Genomic DNA, 17516 nt, shown 5'->3' on the forward strand with positions numbered 1-17516 from the left:
TTGGGCTCAGCCGGCGACCGGCACCGTCGGGGCGACGAACGGCAGTGCGCCGGGGAGCACGTCCAGTGTCAGCGTGCTCACCGGCGCCTCCGCGACCTCGCCGTCGTACTCGATCACGAGCGGTTCGCCGTCCGTGCGTTCGACGACCACCCGGCGACCGCGGGCGTGGGTGACCCTCGGGTCGCCCAGGTGCGTGCCCGCCGCGACCGCGGGCGCGAGCTCCGCCAGTTCGGCGCCGGACATGTCGGCCAGCACGCACACGTCGGCCAGGCCGTCGTCGAGCACCGAGTGCGGCAGCAGCTGCAACGCGAACGCGCGGTAGCGGCCGCCGCCCACGTTGACCACGCTGGCCCGCCCGTCGAAGACCACCACGTCGTCGACGGTGACCCGGCACGGATGGCCGGACATGGCGGCCATCGCCCTCGGCGCCGCCGCGTAGTACCGCTCCCGGCCCACCAGGTCGGGACTCTCGTCGCGGGCCGCGACGAGGATCTCGGCGAGCAGACCCGAGGACACGCCGAGCAGTGCCGTGCGGTCCAGCTCGGCGGCGTGCAGCAGGTCGAGCCGCCGGATCCGGGCACGTCGCGGGTCGAACGCCGCGTCCAGGATGCCGGCGCCGTCCTCGCTGCCCCAGACGCCGCGGCACACCGAGTTGCCGCCGCCGGCCGGCACCGGCAGCAGCGCCGGCCGTGCCGCGCCACTCCGGGAGATGCCCTCGGCCACCTCCCGGATCGTGCCGTCCCCGCCGACGCTGATCACGAGGTCGACGCCGGCGGCCGCGCACTCCCGCGTGGCCCGCTGGGCGTCGCCGGCGTACCGGGTCCAGTACACCGACAGCTCGTCGGCGTGTGGCCGGCAGGCGGCCGTGATCTCGTCGACGAGGTCACGGCCGGCCCGGCTCGCCGCCGGGTTCGCGATCACCAGCGCCCGCCGCCACCGGTCGACGCCGGTGGTCAGCGGTGCTCCCGTCGGCGCGGTCACGACTCGAGGCTGGCCTGGTAGGCCGACGTCGTGCGGTACAGGTGCTGGAAGATCTCCACGTAGGAGCGCCACGCACCCGTCTCGTAGTACGGGATCCCGTGCTTGTCGCAGTAGTCCCGCACGATCGGACGGACGTGGCGGAGGTTGCGCCGTGGCATCGTCGGGTACAGGTGGTGCTCGATCTGGTAGTTCAGCCCGCCGTAGAGGAAGTCGGTGAGGTAGTTCGACCTGATGTTCCGCGAGGTGCGGATCTGCCTGGTCATCCAGTCCCACTCCTCGTCCTCGCGCTGGATCGGCATGCCCTTGTGGTTCGGGGCGAACACGAGCCCGAGGTAGAGGCCGAACAACGCCTGGTGGCACAGGATGAACAGGACCGCGATGCCGGGCGACATGACCAGGAAGATCGTGGCGAAGTAGGCCACCAGGTGCAGCCCGATCAGCGTGCCCTCCAGCCGGTACCCGCGGAACGCCTTGTCCCGCACGGCCTTCAGGCTCGCGACACGCAGGCCGAGCGACTCGGTGCTGAGCAGCCCGTAGAACAGCACGTGCTGGTGGCGCACGATGAACTGCTTGACCCGGCCCTCGCGGGTGTGCCCCTGCTCCGGGACGAAGATCACCCTGCGACGGGTGATGTCGGAGTCCTTCTCCAGGTGGTTGGGGTGGCTGTGGTGTTTGTTGTGGTGGTTGACCCACCAGCCGAAGGAGAAGCCCATCAGCAGGTTCCCGTGCAGGCGGCCGAGGATGTCCATCGCCCGGCGGCTGTTGGTGACCTGCCGGTGCCCGATGTCGTGCCCGACGAACCCGGTCTGCGTGTAGACGAACGCCAGCAGGCCGGCGACCGCGAGCTGCCACCATGAGTCGCCCACCCACAGCACGACCGCCCACGCGCCGGCCAGGAACAGCAGGTTCAGCGGGATCTTGAACGCGTAGTAGCGCGGCCGGGGACCCATCAGGCCGGCGGCACGCACCAGCCGGGTCAGGTCGGCGAAGTCGCTGCCCTGCTCGGCTGCCGCGTTGGTGGACAGTGCCGTGGGGTCCGGGCCCGTGGTCTGGGTCATCGCAGTGCTCCTTGAGGTAGGTCGGGTCGTGGGCTTTCCGGCGTGCCGTAGTCGCGTTCGAACGCGGCGAACCGGGGGTGGGTGACCGGTTCGAAGGACACGCCGAACGGCTTGAGGGTGTTGCCGAACAGGCCGCGGTCACCCAGCAGGTGGATGGGCACCGCGAGCAGGGCCCACTCAGGACGTACGAACAGTGCCCACGCGCCGACGATCGCCCCGCCGGTGAGCAGGCTGTGCATCGTGTTGTAGGCGACGTGGAAGCCGCGGTGGATGCGGCCGTTCCGGCTGCGCCGGAAGGCCACCGCGCCCGGCAGATAACCCACCACGTCTATCACGGCGAACATGCCGGCGAACACGAGCCAACGAATCTCACCCAAATGGGTGGCCGCCAGCCAAACGCAAATGCCCAAAAGGGCAAGCCACTCGAGTCGTGCCAGCGTGAACGTCGCCTTCGTCTCGAAGCGGTTATGTGAGTCCATTGCCTACCTCGTGGGTAATGATTCCGATGAACCGGTCACGATGCCGATTCGCTGCGTTACCGAGGAACCAATTCCAATCCCTCCATGTATCTAGGAGAGTGGCGACCCACTCTTGAGATACCAACGGCATCGATGCCAATTCCCCGTGCAATGACCAAGCACATGCGTATTTCCGCGTGCCCAGGAGGAACCGTGGAGCCGGTGACGACCGACCCGCTGTCGGCGATCGAGTCATACAGTGACAATCCGAGCGCGTTTCTCGCGCTCAATTCACGGACCCGGCACTTCGCCGTGCCCGGGGTCGACGGCGTGATCGCCTACCGGGAACGCGGGCGCACCATCGTCCAGTTCGGCGGGCCGTTCGCCCCGCCGGACCAGGCCGAGACGTTGCTGGGTCACTTCCTCGACGCCGTGGCACTGCGGCGCGCGCGAGTGGTGGCCGTGCAGCTCCAGCGCGCGGACGCCGAGCTCTACGCCCGGCGCGGGTTCACCGTCAACCAGCTGGGCGCCTCCTACGCGGTCGACCTCAGCCGGTTCACCCTGCGTGGCGGCGCGTTCGTCAAGCTCCGCAACAAGATCTCCCGGGCACTGCGGGGTGGCCTGGTCGTCGAGGAGGCCGACGCCGTCGATCGCGCCGACGCGATCGCCGCGATCGACCGCGAGTGGTTGCGTGACAAGGGAAAGCACGTCAAGGAGCTGCAGTTCCTGATCGGCGAGGCCTCCGGTGAGTACCAGCCGCGCCGGCGACTGTTCCTGGGCAGCATCGACGGCGCACCGGTCGGTTACATCAGCTACGCGCCGGTGTACGGCAGCCGGCCGGGCTGGCTGCACGACCTGAGCCGTCGCCGCGGCCACGAGCTGCCCGGCGTCATGGAGGCGATCAACAAGACGGCCATCGACACCTTCACCGCCGAGGGCGCCGGCTGGCTCCACTTCGGTTTCACCCCCTTCACCGGCCTGTCCGACGAGCACGAGCTGCCCGGCGCGAGCCCGACGGTGGGCCGGATCATCCGCGGGCTCGCCAGCCACGGCCGGGTCGTGTACCCGGCGGCCACCCAGCTGGCCTACAAGGAGAAGTGGGCGCCGCACGCCGTGCTCGGCGAGTACGTGGCCTTCCACGGGCGCCCGCGACCGGGGCCCATCTGGCAGCTGCTGCGCATCAGTAACGCCATCTAGATTCCCGAACTGAACGAGGACCCATCGCATGCGATTTCTCGAACGTGAACGACACAGCGTGGCCAAGCTGTTGCCCGGCCTGGACGATTTCCTCGCCGGCACGCCGCTCGCCGAACTGGAGCGACCGGGCAGCCCTGGCATCGCCGAGTTCCGCCGCTGCGGTGGGGCCGGCCTGTTGGTTCCTCCGCAGCACGGCGGCGCCGGGGCCAGCGCGCTCGAGGCGCTGCGTGTGCAGCGCGCGATCGGCGCGCGGTCGCCGTCGCTGGCCGTCGCCACCACGATGCACCACTTCTCGATGGCGAGCCTGGTCGTGCTCGCCGAGACCGGCGGCACCGGTCTGGAGTGGATGCTGATGGAGGGCCTCGCCAAGGCGAAGAAGCTGCTGGCGTCCGGCTTCGCCGAGGGCCGGCCGGGGAGCAGCATCCTCGAACCCACCATGTCGGCCGTCCCGGCCGAGGGCGGGGTGCGGGTCACCGGGGTCAAGCGACCGTGCAGCCTCGCCCGGTCCATGGACCTGCTCACCGCCAGCGTGCGAGTGCCCACACTGGACGGTACGGGTGAGCAGCTGGCCGTCGCGCTGATCCCGGCCGACGCGCCGGGTCTGGCCGTGAGCCCGTTCTGGGGCACCTTCGCGCTGGCCGGCGCCGAGAGCGACCAGGTGACCGTGGCCGACGTGTTCGTGCCGGAGGAGCTGATCGTCCGCACCGAGCCGATGGCCGGCGGGCAGCTGGACGAGCTGCAGGTGGCCGGGTTCCTGTGGTTCGAGCTGCTGATGAGCGGGAGCTACCTCGGCGCGGCGAGCGCGGTGGTGGAGCGGGTGCTCGGCGACGAGCGCGTGCCGGCCGCCGAGCGGGTCCGCCTGGTCACCGACCTCGAGGCGGCCATGGCCGCGCTGGAGAACATCGCCAGGCGAATGCCCGCCGAGCAGCGGGACCAACAGCTGCTCGGCGACGCGCTGATCGTCCGCTACGCCGTGCAGGACGCGATCGCCCGCGTGGTGCCCCGAGCGCTCGAACTGCTCGGCGGCATGGCGTTCATCGGCTCCGACGACCTCGGCTACCTGGCCGCCACGGTCAACGCCCTCGGCTTCCACCCGCCGTCGCGAACCCGCATGGCCGAGCCGCTGGCCGCGTTCCTGACCGGCGCGTCGCTGGCCATCGCATGAAAGGGAAGACATTGACTGCCAGACCAACTCTGCTCCTGACCGGCGGTTCGGGCGTCCTCGGGCAGGCGCTGATCGACGAGCTGTCCGGCGACTTCGACCTCGTCTGCCTGAGCCACCGCACCCCGGTCGAGGACCCGAGGGTCCGGACGATCACCGGTGCCCTGACCGAACCGGGTCGGTTACGCGACCTCGTCGGCAAGGTCGACGTGGTGCTGCACTCCGCCGCCGTCACGAGCTGGCGGGCCAGCCGCGAGAGGATCCTCGAGACCAACGTCACCGGCACCCGGCACATGCTGGACCTGGCCCGGCGCGCCGGCGCCCGGTTCTACTACGTGAGCACGGCGTTCGTGGCGCGTCCGCCGGCCGCCGACCCGGACGACCCCGACGTCGCCGGGCTGGTCGCCTACGTCCATTCCAAGATCGCCGCCGAGGAGCTGGTGCGTGCCGCCGGCCCGGGGCACGTCATCCTGCGGCCGCCGGTCGTCATCGGGGACACCGACACCGGCCGGATCGCGAAGTTCCAGGGCATCCACCAGATGTTCGGCGCGCTCGTCCAGAACGCCGTGCCGCTGATCCCCGCCGACCCGACCTCGCTGATCGACGTGCTGCCGCAGGACGTGGTGGCGCGCGCGATCGGTCGTCTCGTCCGCGCCGAGATCACCGAGGGCGAGTACTGGCTGACCGCGGGCGGCGCCGCGCCCACCGTCGCCGACCTGGTCGACATCACCGTCTCGGTCGGCGAGCGCCTCGGCCACGCGGTGCACCGTCCGAGGATGCTCCCCGCGGAGGCGGTGGACCGGCTGCTGATCCCATTGATGGAGGACGTGCTGCCGCCAGAGCTGCGCCGCCGGTTCGGCTCGTTCGTCCAGCTGATGACGCTGTTCCAGAGCGAGCGGGCGCTGCCGACGTCGCTGCCGGCCATCGGCCTCGACGTGACGATGAGCCATCGCGGCCTGCTGGCCGCGTTCCGCCGTTCCGTCGAGTACTGGGCGGTGCGTACCGGCCTGGCCACCGACGAACACTTCGAGAGCGAGGCCGTCGCATGAGCACCTCCACCGTCACGCGGAGCGAGGCGCTGGTCGCGACCTACCGCGAGCACGTCGGCACCGGGCGGGCCGCGCTGGCCAGCATGCTCGGCGCCATCGTCGAGGTGGGGTCCGAGGGGCCGTGGGTGTCCACCGAGGACGGTCGACGGTTCCTGGACTTCGGCGGGTACGGTGTGTTCATCCACGGCCACCGGCACCCGAGGGTGGTCGAGGCGGTGCGGGCACAGCTGGACACCCACCCACTGGCCACCAGGGTGTTCCTCGAACCGGTGATGGGCGCGGCCGCCGCCGCGCTCGCCGCGGTCACCCCGCCGGGACTGGACTACGTGCATTTCGTGAACTCCGGTGCCGAGGCCACCGAGGCGGCGCTCAAGCTGGCCCGCGCGCACGGGAGGACCAAGCTCGTCTCGGCGCGCTCCGGCTTCCACGGCAAGACCATCGGCGCGCTGAGCATCACCGCGAACCCGTTGTACCAGAAGGCTTTCCGGCCACTCCTGCCGGACACCACGCACGTCACGTACGGCTGCCTCGACGAGCTGTACGAGGCGGTGGCAGCCGCGCCGGGCCAGGCGTGCGTCGTGCTCGAACCCGTGCAGGGAGAGGGCGGGGTCGTCGTGCCGCCGGACGGGTACCTGCGCGGCGTGGCCTGCATCTGCCGCGAGCACGGGGCACTCCTGGTCGTGGACGAGATCCAGACCGGACTCGGCCGGCTGGGCACGTGGTGGGGAGTCGACGCCGAGGACGTGCGCCCTGACGTGCTGCTGGTCGGCAAGGGCCTGTCCGGTGGCGTGGTCCCGGTGGCGGCCATGGTGGCCACCGCCGAGGCCTACGCGCCGTTCGGCAAGGACCCGTACCTGCACACCTCGACGTTCGGCGGGAGCCCGCTGGCCTGCGCGGCGGCGCTCGCGGCGGTCCGGACGATCGAGGCGGAGGACCTCGTGGGCCGGGCGGCGCGGCTGGGGGAGCGGCTCCTCGGCGAACTGCGGGCGCGGCTGGACCGGTGGTCCGGTCTGGTCGCCGACGTGCGGGGACGGGGGCTGCTGATCGGCCTGGAGTTCCACCGGCAGGAGGACGTCGGGCAGGCGGTGCTCGAGCTGCTGGATCGCGACGTGCTGATCAACCACTCGCTCAACGCTTCGACCGTGCTCCGGCTGACCCCACCCGCGGTGCTCACCGACACCGAGGTCGACCTGTTCCTGACCCTCCTCGACGACGCGCTGTTATCGGTCCACAGCAGACAAACCGGACCGGGGATTGGATCACCACAGACATGCCAACCGTGAACCTGGTACTGACCGCGACCGAGGTCGACGCGGCCGAGTGCTACCAGCGCCTGTCCGACTTCGCCCGTTATCCCGAGCTGACCGACGCCGTCCGCTCGGTCGAGGTCGACCCACCCGGCCCGGACGGTGCCGTGCACAGCCGGTGGACCGTGCTGTTCCGCAACGGGCTGCTCCGCTGGACCGAGTCGGACACCCTCGACCCGGTCGCGCGGACCATCACGTTCCGCCAGCTCACCGGCGACTTCGAGACCTTCGAAGGGCAGTGGTCGGTGCACGAACGCGAAACCGGCTGCGACATCGCGTTCGACGCCCACTTCGACCTCGGCATCCCGTCACTGGCCGCGATCCTGGACCCGGTGGCCGAGTCCACGCTGCGGGCGAACATCCTGACCATCGTCCGCGGCCTGCTCGGCGCGGTCGAGCCGGTACCGCCGAGTCATGTCTGAGCCCACGGCGATCCTGCCGTTCGCCAGGCGGTCCGACCTGTCCACGTCGGACTGCCTGGCGTTCTACCGAAAGCTCGCCGCTGGCGTCACGGTCGTGACCGCCGCCGGCGAGACGGGCCCGGATGGCGCCACGGCGAGCGCGGTGACCTCGGTGTCACTGCGCCCGCCGCTGCTGCTGGCCTGCCTGTCGACCGACTCCCGCACGCTGGCCGCGATCCGTGCGCGCCGCGTGTTCGCCGTCCACCTGCTCGCCGAGGACCAACGGCACATCTCGACGGCCTTCGCCGAGAAACGCGAGAACCGGTTCGCCGACCAGGAATGGGAACCCGTCCACGGCGCACCGGTACTCACCGCGACCCCGGCCTGGGCGGTCTGCCGCGTCGCGGACACCCGCCACTACGGCGACCACGCCCTCGTCGTCGGTCGCCTGATCGCCGCCCACAGCGGCCCCGGCCGCCCCCTGCTCTGGCACGACCGCGACTACTGGCGAATCAGCGAGGGAAGTTGACTTTCAGCGCACCTCGGCGAGGGTGACCGGGCGGTGTTCGCGGCGGGAGAGTTCGCATGCCTCGGCGACGTAGAACGCCTCGAGCGCGTCGGCGGGCGTGCACGGGCTGGGGCGCCGGCCTGCCACGACGTCGGTGAACGTGGTCAGCTCCCGGACGTACGCGGCGTGGAAGCGGTCCATGAAGTTCGGGTACGCCGGGCCCTGTGGTGCGGCCACGCCCGGCTCGGCCGACGACAGCGGGGTGCGGTCGGACAAGCCGACCGCGATGCTGTCGTTCGCCCCGAGGAGTTCCATGCGCACGTCATAGCCCGCGCCGTTGTAGCGGGTCGCGGAGACCAGGGCGATCGTGTCGTCGTCGAGGGTGAGGACGGCGGCGGCGGTGTCCACGTCGCCCGCCTCGGCGAAGAACGCCGCGCCGCGGTTCGTGCCCAGCGCGTACACCTCCGCCACCTCGCGTCCGGTCACCCAGCGGATGATGTCGAAGTCGTGCACGCTGCAGTCCCGGAACAGCCCGCCCGAGCGCGGGATGTACTCCGCCGGCGGGGGAGCGGGGTCCAGCGTCGTCGCGCGGATCGTGTGCAGGCGGCCGAGCGCGCCCGCCGACACGGCCGTGCGCGCGGCGGCGTAGCCGTCGTCGAACCGGCGCTGGAAGCCGATCTGGACCTCGACACCCGACCCCGCCGTCCGCTCGATCACGGCGAGCGTGCCGGCGACGTCCGCGGCGACGGGCTTCTCGCAGAACACCGGGATCCCGGTCTCGACCGACCGGATGATCAGCTCGGGGTGCGCGTCCGTCGCGGTGGTCACCACGAGCCCGTCCGGCGCGGCGGCGAACAGGTCGTCGATGCCCGGGGCGAACTCCACCCCCAGCTCCGCCGCGGCCGCCTTGGCGCGGTCCGGGTCGATGTCCGCGACGACGACCGACGTCACGTCCGGGAGGTCGCGGAGGATCTCCGCGTGGGCCGTGCCGATACGGCCGGTGCCGGCGAGTGCCAAACGCATTTCTGTTGCCTCTCTGATCAGGCCGTTGGCGGGCACGTGGTGCCGCGGACGACGAGCGACGGGTGGAGCAGGTGGCGCGCCGGCGTCGTGCGTCCGTCACGCACCCGCTCGAGCAGCGCCTGGACGGCCAGCCGGCCCATCTCCATGCGCGGCTGGTCGATCGTGGTCAGCCACACGCGCTTCAGCGCGGCGAGCGAGGTGTTGTCGTAGCCGACGACCGAGATGTCCTCCGGGACGCGCAAACCCTCCTCCTCACACGCGGAGATGGCGCCGAACGCGTTGAAGTCGTTGCCGGCGAACAGGGCGGTCGGCCACTCGCGACGCTCGACCGTCGCGAGCAGATGGTGGACCGCCTTCTCGCCGGCGACGTCGGTGTGTTCGCTCCGCACCACCAGCGGGTCCAGCCCGTGGCGAGCCATGGCCACGCGGTAGCCCTTGCGCCTGGCCGCCGCGGTGGTCGCGCTGCCGCCGTCGAGGTGCGCGATGCGCCGGTGTCCCAGGGAGATGAGGTGCTCGACGGCCAGTGTGGACCCGGCGACCCCGTCGTCGTTCACGGTGTCCACTGTAGACAGACGGGAACCGCGGGACACCAGCACCACCGGACATGTCGCGGCGGCCGCCTCGATCGCCGACGCCGGCAGCACGGGGGAGAGCAGCACGACACCGGCCGGGTGGAACGACAACAGGTTGGCGAGGGCGGCGTTCTCCCTGGCGGGATTGCGGGAGCCGGTGTTGAGCACCAGCTCGAACCCGGCGTCGCGGGCCGCGCTCTCCAGGCCCTCGATGACGTCGGCGAAGAACGCGTTGCGCAGGTCGGAAACCATCACACCGAGCACGGTGGACGTGCGGCTCGCCAACGCCCGCGCCATCACGTGCGGCTGGTAACCGAGTTCCTCGGCGGCGGCGAGCACGGCGGCGCGGCGGTGCTCGCTCACCTTCGGTGAGTTGTTGAAGACGAGCGAGACCAGCGCACGGGACACGCCCGCACGAGCGGCAACGTCCTCCATGGTCGGTCGCGCCAACGTGCCCTCCGAAAATACCTGTCACGACTCATGAGTACGTGGACGAGTCACCGATCGTCCTTTGCTCGCAACATGTTGGTCGCGGTCGCCGCCTGGGCCCTTGACAGTGTCCTCGGTCACGCTACACGATTGTCGCGCTCCAACCAATAGAGCGCTCCAACGCCGGAGCGCTCGGAAACACGTGGAGATCACGGATGACAGAGCAGTTCCGGGTCGCGGGGGCACCCATCTCGTGGGGCGTGTGCGAGGTCCCCGGCTGGGGCCGGGTGCTGGACGCGGAGACCGTCCTGACCGAGATGGCCGACCTCGGTCTCACCGCGACCGAGATGGGCCCACCCGGTTACCTGCGCCGGGAGCCCGCCGAGCTGCGCACGCAGCTGTCCGGGCACGGACTGTCCCTCGTGGGTGGTTTCCTCGCCGTCCCGCTGCACCAGGACCCCGACGAGGCGATCGGTGCCGCGGCGGAGTCGGCGGCCCTGTTCGCCGAGTGCGGCGCGGACGTGCTCGTGCTCGCGGCCGCCACCGGCCTCGACGGGTACGACGAACGGCCACGGCTCGACGACGCGCAGTGGCGCACCCTCGTCGAGACGGCCGGCGCCATCCGCGACGCCGCCGCCGGGCACGGCCTGTCGACCGCACTGCACCCGCACGTCGGCACGCACGTCGAGCGGCAGGACGAGGTCGAGCGCTTCCTGACCGACTCCGACCTCCCACTGTGCCTGGACACCGGTCACCTGCTCATCGGCGGCGTCGACCCGGTCGCGCTCGCACAACGGCACCGCGACCGCATCGGGCACATCCACCTCAAGGACGTCCGCGCCGAACTGGCCGACGAGGTGCGCGCCGGCCGGCTCGCCTACGCCGCCGCCGTCGCGCGGGGCATGTACGTCCCGCTCGGTGACGGGGACGTCGACATCGAGTCGATGGTGCGGTTCGTCCACGAGGCGGGCTACACCGGGTGGTACGTCCTGGAACAGGACACCGCGCTCACCGACGACGCGCCGGACGACGTCCCGAAGCGGGACACCGCTCGCAGCCTCGCCTACCTCAACGATGTCCTCAGCCGGTTGCCGGCTGCGTAGTTCACCTTGGAGAGACGATGAAGTCTGAACCCACCGCCGGAAACTCCGCCAAACCCCGCCGCCGCCGTTGGTGGCTGGCCGCCGGCGCGGCCGCCGCCCTCGTGCTGGCGGCGTGCTCCGGGCCGCAGGGCAGCGACGACACGAGTGGCGACTCGGGTGGCGACCAGTCCGCCAGCGCCGGTGACCTGAAGTTCGCCGTGATCACCCACGGTTCCGCCGGCGACGCGTTCTGGAACGTGGTCAAGAACGGCGCCGAGCAGGCGGGCAAGGACCTCGGCGTGCAGGTCGAGTACAACTCCGACGGCGACCCCGGCGCCCAGGCGAAGCTCATCGACAACGCGGTCGCGCAGAAGGTCGACGGCCTGGTCGTGTCCATGGCCAACCCGGACGCGCTCGAGTCGTCGATCAAGGCGGCCGTGTCCGCCGGCATCCCGGTGATCACCATCAACTCCGGCGACGACCGCAGCGCCGAGTTCGGCGCGCTGACCCACGTCGGCCAGACCGAGACCATCGCGGGACAGCAGGCCGGCAAGAAGTTCAAGGACCTTGGCAAGACCAAGATGCTCTGCGTGATCCACGAGGCCGGCAACGTCGGGCTCAACCAGCGCTGCGAGGGTGCCAAGTCGGGCTTTGGCGGGGAGGTGTCGAACCTGCAGGTGGACATCAACAACCCGACCGACGTGCAGTCGCGCATCCGAGGCGCGTTGCAGACCGACCCGTCGATCGACGCCGTGCTGACGCTGAACTCCCAGGTCGCGGCGTTGGCCGCCCAGGCCGCGCAGGCAGCGGGCTCGAAGGCGCAGGTCGCCACGTTCGACCTCAACGCCGACGTCGTGACCGCGATCTCCTCGGGCGAGGTGCTGTTCGCGGTCGACCAGCAGCAGTACCTGCAGGGCTACCTGCCGATCCAGTTCCTCAAGCTGTACAAGGAGAACGCCAACGTGGTCGGCGGCGGTCAGCCCGTGCTCACCGGGCCGGACCTGGTCGAGAAGGACAATGTGGACAAGATCGGCGAGTACGTGGAGCGTGGTACGCGATGACGGCCGCGACCGCCACTGTCGACGAGCGGGTCGCGCAGTCCCGGCTGGTCGACCGGCTCGTCGTACGGCCGGAGATCGGCGCGCTGCTCGGCGCGATCGTGGTGTTCGTCTTCTTCTCGGTCGTCGCGGGGCAGTTCCTCAGCATGAACGGCGCCGCGACGTGGCTGGACGACGCCTCGACGCTCGGCATCATGGCGGTCGCCGTGGCACTGCTGATGATCGGCGGTGAGTTCGACCTCTCCGCCGGCGTGATGACGGCGTCGACGGCGCTCGTCACCGCCATGCTCGCCACCCAGGCCGGCTGGAACGTGTGGCTCGCGTTGGCGGCCTCGCTGGTGTTCGCGCTGTTCGTCGGCGCGTTCAACGGGTGGCTGGTGATGCGTACCGGGCTGCCGAGCTTCATCGTCACGCTCGGCACGTTCCTCGCGCTGCAGGGCCTCAACCTCGGGATCACCCGGCTCGTCACCGGCACCGTCCAGGTGTCGGGCATGCGGTCGGCCGACGGCTACGAGTCGGCCGGCATGTTCTTCGCCTCGAAGATCGCTGTAGGGGGCACCGAGTTCCAGGTGTCGATCCTGTGGTGGGTCCTGGCGGCCGCCGTCGCGGCGCTGGTGCTGGTGCGCACGTCGTTCGGCAACTGGATCTTCGCCGTCGGCGGCGCGCCGACCAGCGCCCGCGCGGTCGGTGTGCCGCTGGTGAAGACGAAGATCCTGCTGTTCATGACGACCGCGTTCGCGGGCTGGATCGTCGGGTCGATCAACATCCTGCGGTTCACCAGCGTGCAGGCCAACCAGGGCATCGGTCTGGAACTGCAGTTCATCATCGCGGCGGTGGTCGGCGGGTGCCTGCTCACCGGCGGGTTCGGGTCGGCGGTCGGCGCGGCGATCGGTGCGCTGATCTTCGGCATGGCGCGGCAGGGCATCGTGTTCGCCAACTGGAACAGCGACTGGTTCATGCTGTTCCTCGGCATCATGCTGCTGGCCGCGGTGCTGGTGAACAACACGTTCCGGCGACGCGCGGAGAGGGTGCGGCGATGAGCGGAGCTTGCGGAGCGAATCATCGATGTTCAGGACGACGCCGAGCACGCGGAGGGCGCCGGTGTAGCGGAGCCTGCGGAGCGTTCCGGCACCACGGAGCGGGAGCGGTGACGTCATGACTGAGATTCCGTTGCTCGAGGTGATCGACGTGGGCAAGTCCTACGGCAGTGTCATCGCGTTGCGTGACGTGTCCACTGTGGTCAACGCGGGCCAGGTGACGTGCGTGCTGGGCGACAACGGCGCCGGCAAGTCCACGCTCATCAAGATCCTCGCCGGGGTGCACCAGCACGACCGCGGTGAGTTCTTCGTCGAGGGCCGTCCGGTGAAGTTCTCCTCGCCGCGTGAGGCGCTGGACCACGGCATCGCGACGGTGTACCAGGACCTGGCCGTGGTGCCATTGATGAGCGTGTGGCGCAACTTCTTCCTCGGGTCCGAGCCGAAGGTGCGCTTCGGCCCGGTGTCCTTCCTGGACCGGAGGAAGGGCAGGGCGGTGACCAAACAGGCGCTGTCCGAGATGGGCATCGACCTGCGGGACGTCGAGCAGCCGGTCGGCACCCTCTCCGGCGGTGAGCGGCAGTGCGTGGCGATCGCCCGCGCCATCCACTTCGGCGCCAAGGTGCTGATCCTCGACGAGCCGACCGCCGCGCTGGGCGTGAAGCAGGCGGGGATCGTGCTGAAACACGTGGCGCAGGCCCGCGACCGGGGGCTGGGCGTCGTGCTCATCACCCACAACCCGCACCACGCCTACCCGGTCGGCGACCGGTTCCTCCTGCTCAAGCGTGGTGCGCCACTCGGTGTCTACGAGAAGTCGGAGATCGACATCGCCGAGCTGACCCGCCAGATGGCGGGTGGCGCCGAGTTGGAGGCACTCGAACACGAGCTGCGCTCGGTGGAGACCACGTAACGCGAAGGGTGCCCCCTGGGAACAGGGGGCACCGGTCGCAACCGGAACGCTCCCGTCAGCGACCCGGCCTGCTCGGTCACGTGCCGTGTCATTACGGCATGCGATTGACGCTTTCTCTCCGTGCCCGTGCCGTCACAGTTTCGTTCGCCTGCCTCGCCTCGGTCCTCGCCACCGGCGCGGTCGCGGCCGCCGAGCCGGCCCAGGGGACCATCGCCGGCGAGGACGCCCCCGGTGCCGTCCAGGACCGCTACATCGTCGTCTTCAAGAACACCGCGCCGGAGGCCACACAGGTTTCCAGCAGCGCGCGGAACCTCGCCGCGCGGTTCGGCGGGAACGTGCGCGGGGAGTTCACCCGCGCCGTGCGTGGCTTCACCGTCGAGATGCCCGAGGCCGCCGCCAAACGCCTCGCCGCCGATCCCGCGGTCGCCTCGGTGGAGCAGGACCGCGTGGTGCGGCTCACCGAGACCCAGACCGGCCCGACCTGGGGCCTGGACCGCCTCGACCAGCGCACGCTGCCGCTGTCGGGCACGTACACCTACCCCAACACGGCGAGCACCGTGACCGCCTACATCCTCGACACCGGGGTGCGGCTGAGCCACACGCAGTTCGGCGGCCGGGCACGCAGCGGCTACGACTTCGTCAACAAGGACGCCGACGCCAGCGACTGCCAGGGGCACGGCACGCACGTGGCCGGCACCGTGGCTGGCGCGACCTACGGCGTGGCCAAGCAGGCCAAGATCGTGTCGGTGCGGGTCCTCGACTGCGCGGGCTCCGGCACCTTCTCCGGGATCATCGCCGGGGTCGACTGGGTGACCAAGAACGCCGTCAAACCAGCGGTCGCGAACATGAGCCTCGGCGGTCCCGCCGGCCTGAGCCTGGACACCGCGGTACGCAACTCGATCGCCGCCGGCATCACCTACGTGGTGGCGGCGGGTAACAGCAACACCGACGCCTGCACCGCGTCCCCCGCCCGCGTGGGTGAGGCGATCACCGTCGGTGCGACGGACGCCGCGGACAAGCGGGCCTCGTTCTCCAACCGCGGCACCTGCGTCGACCTGTTCGCGCCCGGCGTGAACGTGCAGTCCGCCACCAAGGACGGCGACACCACGAGCGGCTGGATGAGCGGGACCTCCATGGCCGCGCCGCACGTGGCGGGCGCCGCCGCGATGTACCTGTCGGCCAACCCGGCGGCCACCCCCGCGAAGGTTCGGGACCTGATGGTCGCGCAGGCCACGGCGGGTGTGGTGACCGACGCAGGGACCGGCTCGCCCAACCTGCTGCTGCACACCGGGGCGCTCAGCGCCGCCCCCACCCCGCCACCGGCGTGCACGGTCAGCAGCGACCAGGACCAGGCCATCGCCGACCGGTCGAGCAAGGACACCCGGCTGACGGTCAGTGGCTGCACCGGCCTGGCCTCGACCACCAGCTCGGTGGAGGTGCACGTCAAGCACGCCGACAGGGGAGACCTGACCGTGTCGCTGGTCGCGCCCGACGGCAGCGTGTACGACCTCAGGTCCGCAACGCCCGGCGACGACGTCGCCAACCTCGACGCCGTCTACCGGGTCAACCTCGGCTCCGAGTCGCGCAACGGGACGTGGACGCTGCGTGTCAGCGACCGCTACCTCGGCGACACCGGCTACCTCGACCGCTGGGCCCTCACCCTCTGAGCCGTGTCGACGGGCTCGACCTGCCTCGGGTGGGTCGGGCCCGTCAGCTGTTCGTGAAGTCCCTGAGCACGCGGTGGAAGTGCTGCACGCCGGGTTCGTTGCGGCCGAACAGGTAGTCGGTGTCCTCGGTCGCCGCGAGGCCGCGCTGCACACCCTCGCCGGTGAGGTAGTCCTCGTCGAGCACGACGTCGTGGAACCAGTCGCGGGCCTGGTCGGCGGCCTTGACCTCCTCGTCGTCGACGGGGGCACGCCGGAGCAGGATCAGCTGCTGCGTCCGGGACTCACCGACGGTGCGCCCCGGCATGACCAGCGACACCGCGGTCTGGTGCCGCAGACCGCCGGCGATCGCCAGGCCGGGGAACAGGAACAGGATCGGGCCGGTGCACGTCGCCGGCTCCCAGTCCGTCGGCGGCGTCCCCACCGCGCCCGCGATCGCGCGCAGAGCGAACACGTTGCGCTGGTGTGCCCCCAGGGCGTCGAAGGTGGCCATGTTGGACAGGTTCGTTTTGAACACCGTGGTGCGATGCAGTGACGCGAAGTGGTAGCCCTCCAGGTAGCCGTCCACCACGATCTTCCAGTTGGGCCCGTTCAGCACGCGCGTGGAGTGGTGGTGGCAGCCGTCGAGCCGCAGCGTCTCCAGCAGCGGGAGAGCGGGCCCGAGCCACGTGTCCAGGTCGAACGCCACACCCGGGGTGAGCCCCACGAAGACGACGCCGGCCCGCTCCTCGGCGGGCAGGGTGATCAACGACCGCTCGGTGCGGTCGACCGGGCCGAACGTCTTCTCGCCGTAGATCCCGGTGAGGCAGCCCTTCAAGTCGTAGGACCATGAGTGGTAGGGGCACGTGAGCCGGCGCGTCTGCCCGGTGCCCTCGCCGAGGATCTCGGCGCCGCGGTGGCGGCAGGCGTTGATCATCGCGTGCACCTGGCCGTCGCCGTCCCGGGTGATCAGCACCGGGGTGCCGGCGACGTCGATGGCCTTGTAGGTGTTCGGGCCGGCCAGCTCGCAGGAGAGCGCCAGCGCCAGCGGGACACCGTGGTGGATCCGTTCGACCTCGGTGCGGAACAGGGCCGGATCGAGGTAGTTCCGGACCGGCTCCCGCCACTGGCCGTCGGCCAGGTCGGTGGTCTTGTCCTGGTAGTGCCGGACGAGCCGCGCCATCACGTCGAGCGCGTCCTCGCGCGCGGCGCCGGCCAGGTCGACCGCCCCGACGTACGTTGGGGTCGTCACGAGACGTCCTTTCGTTGGGAGGTCATCGGTTCTGCCGCCGTGACCCGGAACCGGTCGAGCTGCCTGGCCACCCGGGTGAGGTGCGCGGTGCGTTCACGGAACGACCTGATGTGCGGTGTGTCCAAATGCGCCTGGAGCGCGGCGGCTCCGGTCCAGCGCTCGAAGACGTGGACGCGGCAGGCGTTGAGCGCGTCTCCGGTCATGACGTAGGCGAGGCAGCCGGGCTCGGCCAGACTGGCCGCCGTGACCTCCTGGAAGTGCTTCAGCGCCTCGTCCCGGTGTTCGGGCGCCCAGTCGATCCAGCCGGCCACGATGACCTGTTCCGGTTGTGGGCTCACGTCGACCACTCCCTGGCGTTAGATTCTGAAATCGGAGTCTAGTAAGTACGTGGT

General features: G+C 70.6%; 18 protein-coding genes. 11 read left to right on the forward strand and 7 right to left on the reverse strand.

What is annotated here, in order from left to right; all coding sequences use genetic code 11:
- Positions 1–6 precede the first annotated feature (6 nt).
- The 3 genes from VF106_RS37645 to VF106_RS37655 are packed head-to-tail and all read right to left on the reverse strand — an operon-like array spanning position 7 to position 2383.
- Positions 7–981 (reverse strand): diacylglycerol/lipid kinase family protein, encoded by a 975-nt coding sequence (locus VF106_RS37645; RefSeq protein WP_330844744.1) that lies wholly within the window; start codon positions 979–981, stop codon positions 7–9.
- A complete protein-coding gene (locus tag VF106_RS37650) occupies positions 978–2039 on the reverse strand; it encodes a fatty acid desaturase family protein (protein WP_330844745.1) in 1062 nt (353 codons plus the stop codon). The genes VF106_RS37645 and VF106_RS37650 overlap by 4 nt, the downstream gene beginning before the upstream one ends.
- Positions 2036–2383, reverse strand: coding sequence for a hypothetical protein (locus tag VF106_RS37655; protein ID WP_330844746.1), 348 nt, complete (start codon positions 2381–2383; stop codon positions 2036–2038). Before VF106_RS37655 ends, VF106_RS37650 begins: the two co-directional genes overlap by 4 nt.
- A 327-nt stretch (positions 2384–2710) precedes the next feature.
- Here VF106_RS37655 and VF106_RS37660 point away from each other — a divergent pair, with 327 nt between their 5' ends.
- From VF106_RS37660 to VF106_RS37685, 6 genes are read left to right on the forward strand one after another with little or no spacing between them, the layout of a single operon-like run.
- Positions 2711–3694 (forward strand): phosphatidylglycerol lysyltransferase domain-containing protein, encoded by a 984-nt coding sequence (locus VF106_RS37660; RefSeq protein ID WP_330844747.1) that lies wholly within the window; start codon positions 2711–2713, stop codon positions 3692–3694.
- A 28-nt stretch (positions 3695–3722) separates the two neighbouring features.
- On the forward strand, positions 3723–4859 hold the full coding sequence (locus VF106_RS37665) for an acyl-CoA dehydrogenase family protein (protein ID WP_330844748.1): 1137 nt from the start codon (positions 3723–3725) through the stop codon (positions 4857–4859).
- A gap of 11 nt (positions 4860–4870) precedes the next feature.
- Complete coding sequence (locus tag VF106_RS37670; RefSeq protein ID WP_330844749.1) at positions 4871–5905, forward strand: SDR family oxidoreductase; 1035 nt, start codon at positions 4871–4873, stop codon at positions 5903–5905.
- Positions 5902–7188, forward strand: a complete 1287-nt coding sequence (locus VF106_RS37675) for an aspartate aminotransferase family protein (RefSeq protein WP_330844750.1) — start codon at positions 5902–5904, stop codon at positions 7186–7188. The genes VF106_RS37670 and VF106_RS37675 overlap by 4 nt, the downstream gene beginning before the upstream one ends.
- Complete coding sequence (locus VF106_RS37680; protein WP_330844751.1) at positions 7176–7634, forward strand: type II toxin-antitoxin system RatA family toxin; 459 nt, start codon at positions 7176–7178, stop codon at positions 7632–7634. Before VF106_RS37675 ends, VF106_RS37680 begins: the two co-directional genes overlap by 13 nt.
- Positions 7627–8142 carry a flavin reductase family protein gene (locus tag VF106_RS37685; RefSeq protein WP_330844752.1) on the forward strand — a complete coding sequence of 172 codons (516 nt, stop codon included), beginning with the start codon at positions 7627–7629 and terminating at the stop codon, positions 8140–8142. Before VF106_RS37680 ends, VF106_RS37685 begins: the two co-directional genes overlap by 8 nt.
- A 3-nt stretch (positions 8143–8145) precedes the next feature.
- On the opposite strand, the gene VF106_RS37690 is transcribed toward VF106_RS37685, so the two are convergent.
- Both VF106_RS37690 and VF106_RS37695 read right to left on the reverse strand, forming a co-directional pair.
- Positions 8146–9144, reverse strand: a complete 999-nt coding sequence (locus VF106_RS37690) for a Gfo/Idh/MocA family protein (protein WP_330844753.1) — start codon at positions 9142–9144, stop codon at positions 8146–8148.
- Positions 9145–9161: 17 nt separating this feature from the next.
- Complete coding sequence (locus VF106_RS37695) at positions 9162–10151, reverse strand: LacI family DNA-binding transcriptional regulator (RefSeq protein ID WP_330844754.1); 990 nt, start codon at positions 10149–10151, stop codon at positions 9162–9164.
- A gap of 209 nt (positions 10152–10360) precedes the next feature.
- Between VF106_RS37695 and VF106_RS37700 the strand changes: the two genes are divergently transcribed.
- The 5 genes from VF106_RS37700 (at position 10361) to VF106_RS37720 (ending at position 15896) form a co-directional block, all read left to right on the forward strand.
- A complete protein-coding gene (locus VF106_RS37700) occupies positions 10361–11248 on the forward strand; it encodes a TIM barrel protein (RefSeq protein WP_330844755.1) in 888 nt (295 codons plus the stop codon).
- Positions 11249–11265: 17 nt separating this feature from the next.
- Positions 11266–12288, forward strand: a complete 1023-nt coding sequence (locus VF106_RS37705; protein ID WP_330844756.1) for a sugar ABC transporter substrate-binding protein — start codon at positions 11266–11268, stop codon at positions 12286–12288.
- Positions 12285–13325 (forward strand): ABC transporter permease, encoded by a 1041-nt coding sequence (locus VF106_RS37710; protein ID WP_330844757.1) that lies wholly within the window; start codon positions 12285–12287, stop codon positions 13323–13325. The genes VF106_RS37705 and VF106_RS37710 overlap by 4 nt, the downstream gene beginning before the upstream one ends.
- 115 nt (positions 13326–13440) lie before the next feature.
- The gene (locus tag VF106_RS37715; protein ID WP_330844758.1) at positions 13441–14229 is read left to right on the forward strand and encodes an ATP-binding cassette domain-containing protein; all 789 of its coding nucleotides are present in this window, start codon (positions 13441–13443) and stop codon (positions 14227–14229) included.
- Positions 14230–14327: 98 nt separating this feature from the next.
- A complete protein-coding gene (locus tag VF106_RS37720) occupies positions 14328–15896 on the forward strand; it encodes a S8 family peptidase (RefSeq protein WP_330844759.1) in 1569 nt (522 codons plus the stop codon).
- A gap of 43 nt (positions 15897–15939) precedes the next feature.
- On the opposite strand, the gene VF106_RS37725 is transcribed toward VF106_RS37720, so the two are convergent.
- Both VF106_RS37725 and VF106_RS37730 read right to left on the reverse strand, forming a co-directional pair.
- The gene (locus tag VF106_RS37725; protein ID WP_330844760.1) at positions 15940–17124 is read right to left on the reverse strand and encodes an aromatic ring-hydroxylating oxygenase subunit alpha; all 1185 of its coding nucleotides are present in this window, start codon (positions 17122–17124) and stop codon (positions 15940–15942) included.
- The gene (locus VF106_RS37730; RefSeq protein WP_330844761.1) at positions 17121–17462 is read right to left on the reverse strand and encodes a putative quinol monooxygenase; all 342 of its coding nucleotides are present in this window, start codon (positions 17460–17462) and stop codon (positions 17121–17123) included. The genes VF106_RS37725 and VF106_RS37730 overlap by 4 nt, the downstream gene beginning before the upstream one ends.
- Positions 17463–17516 lie beyond the last annotated feature (54 nt).

Source organism: Actinophytocola sp. (assembly GCF_036378875.1).
Classification (GTDB): Bacteria; Actinomycetota; Actinomycetes; order Mycobacteriales; family Pseudonocardiaceae; genus Actinophytocola.

Coding starts and splice junctions, on each gene's coding strand:
- VF106_RS37650 (WP_330844745.1), bottom strand. CDS start 2,039: ATGACCCAGACCACGGGCCCGGACCCCACGGCACTGTCCACCAACGCG.
- VF106_RS37655 (WP_330844746.1), bottom strand. CDS start 2,383: ATGTTCGCCGTGATAGACGTGGTGGGTTATCTGCCGGGCGCGGTGGCC.
- VF106_RS37665 (WP_330844748.1), top strand. CDS start 3,723: ATGCGATTTCTCGAACGTGAACGACACAGCGTGGCCAAGCTGTTGCCC.
- VF106_RS37675 (WP_330844750.1), top strand. CDS start 5,902: ATGAGCACCTCCACCGTCACGCGGAGCGAGGCGCTGGTCGCGACCTAC.
- VF106_RS37680 (WP_330844751.1), top strand. CDS start 7,176: ATGCCAACCGTGAACCTGGTACTGACCGCGACCGAGGTCGACGCGGCC.
- VF106_RS37685 (WP_330844752.1), top strand. CDS start 7,627: ATGTCTGAGCCCACGGCGATCCTGCCGTTCGCCAGGCGGTCCGACCTG.
- VF106_RS37690 (WP_330844753.1), bottom strand. CDS start 9,144: ATGCGTTTGGCACTCGCCGGCACCGGCCGTATCGGCACGGCCCACGCG.
- VF106_RS37695 (WP_330844754.1), bottom strand. CDS start 10,151: ATGGAGGACGTTGCCGCTCGTGCGGGCGTGTCCCGTGCGCTGGTCTCG.
- VF106_RS37700 (WP_330844755.1), top strand. CDS start 10,361: ATGACAGAGCAGTTCCGGGTCGCGGGGGCACCCATCTCGTGGGGCGTG.
- VF106_RS37705 (WP_330844756.1), top strand. CDS start 11,266: ATGAAGTCTGAACCCACCGCCGGAAACTCCGCCAAACCCCGCCGCCGC.
- VF106_RS37710 (WP_330844757.1), top strand. CDS start 12,285: ATGACGGCCGCGACCGCCACTGTCGACGAGCGGGTCGCGCAGTCCCGG.
- VF106_RS37715 (WP_330844758.1), top strand. CDS start 13,441: ATGACTGAGATTCCGTTGCTCGAGGTGATCGACGTGGGCAAGTCCTAC.
- VF106_RS37720 (WP_330844759.1), top strand. CDS start 14,328: ATGCGATTGACGCTTTCTCTCCGTGCCCGTGCCGTCACAGTTTCGTTC.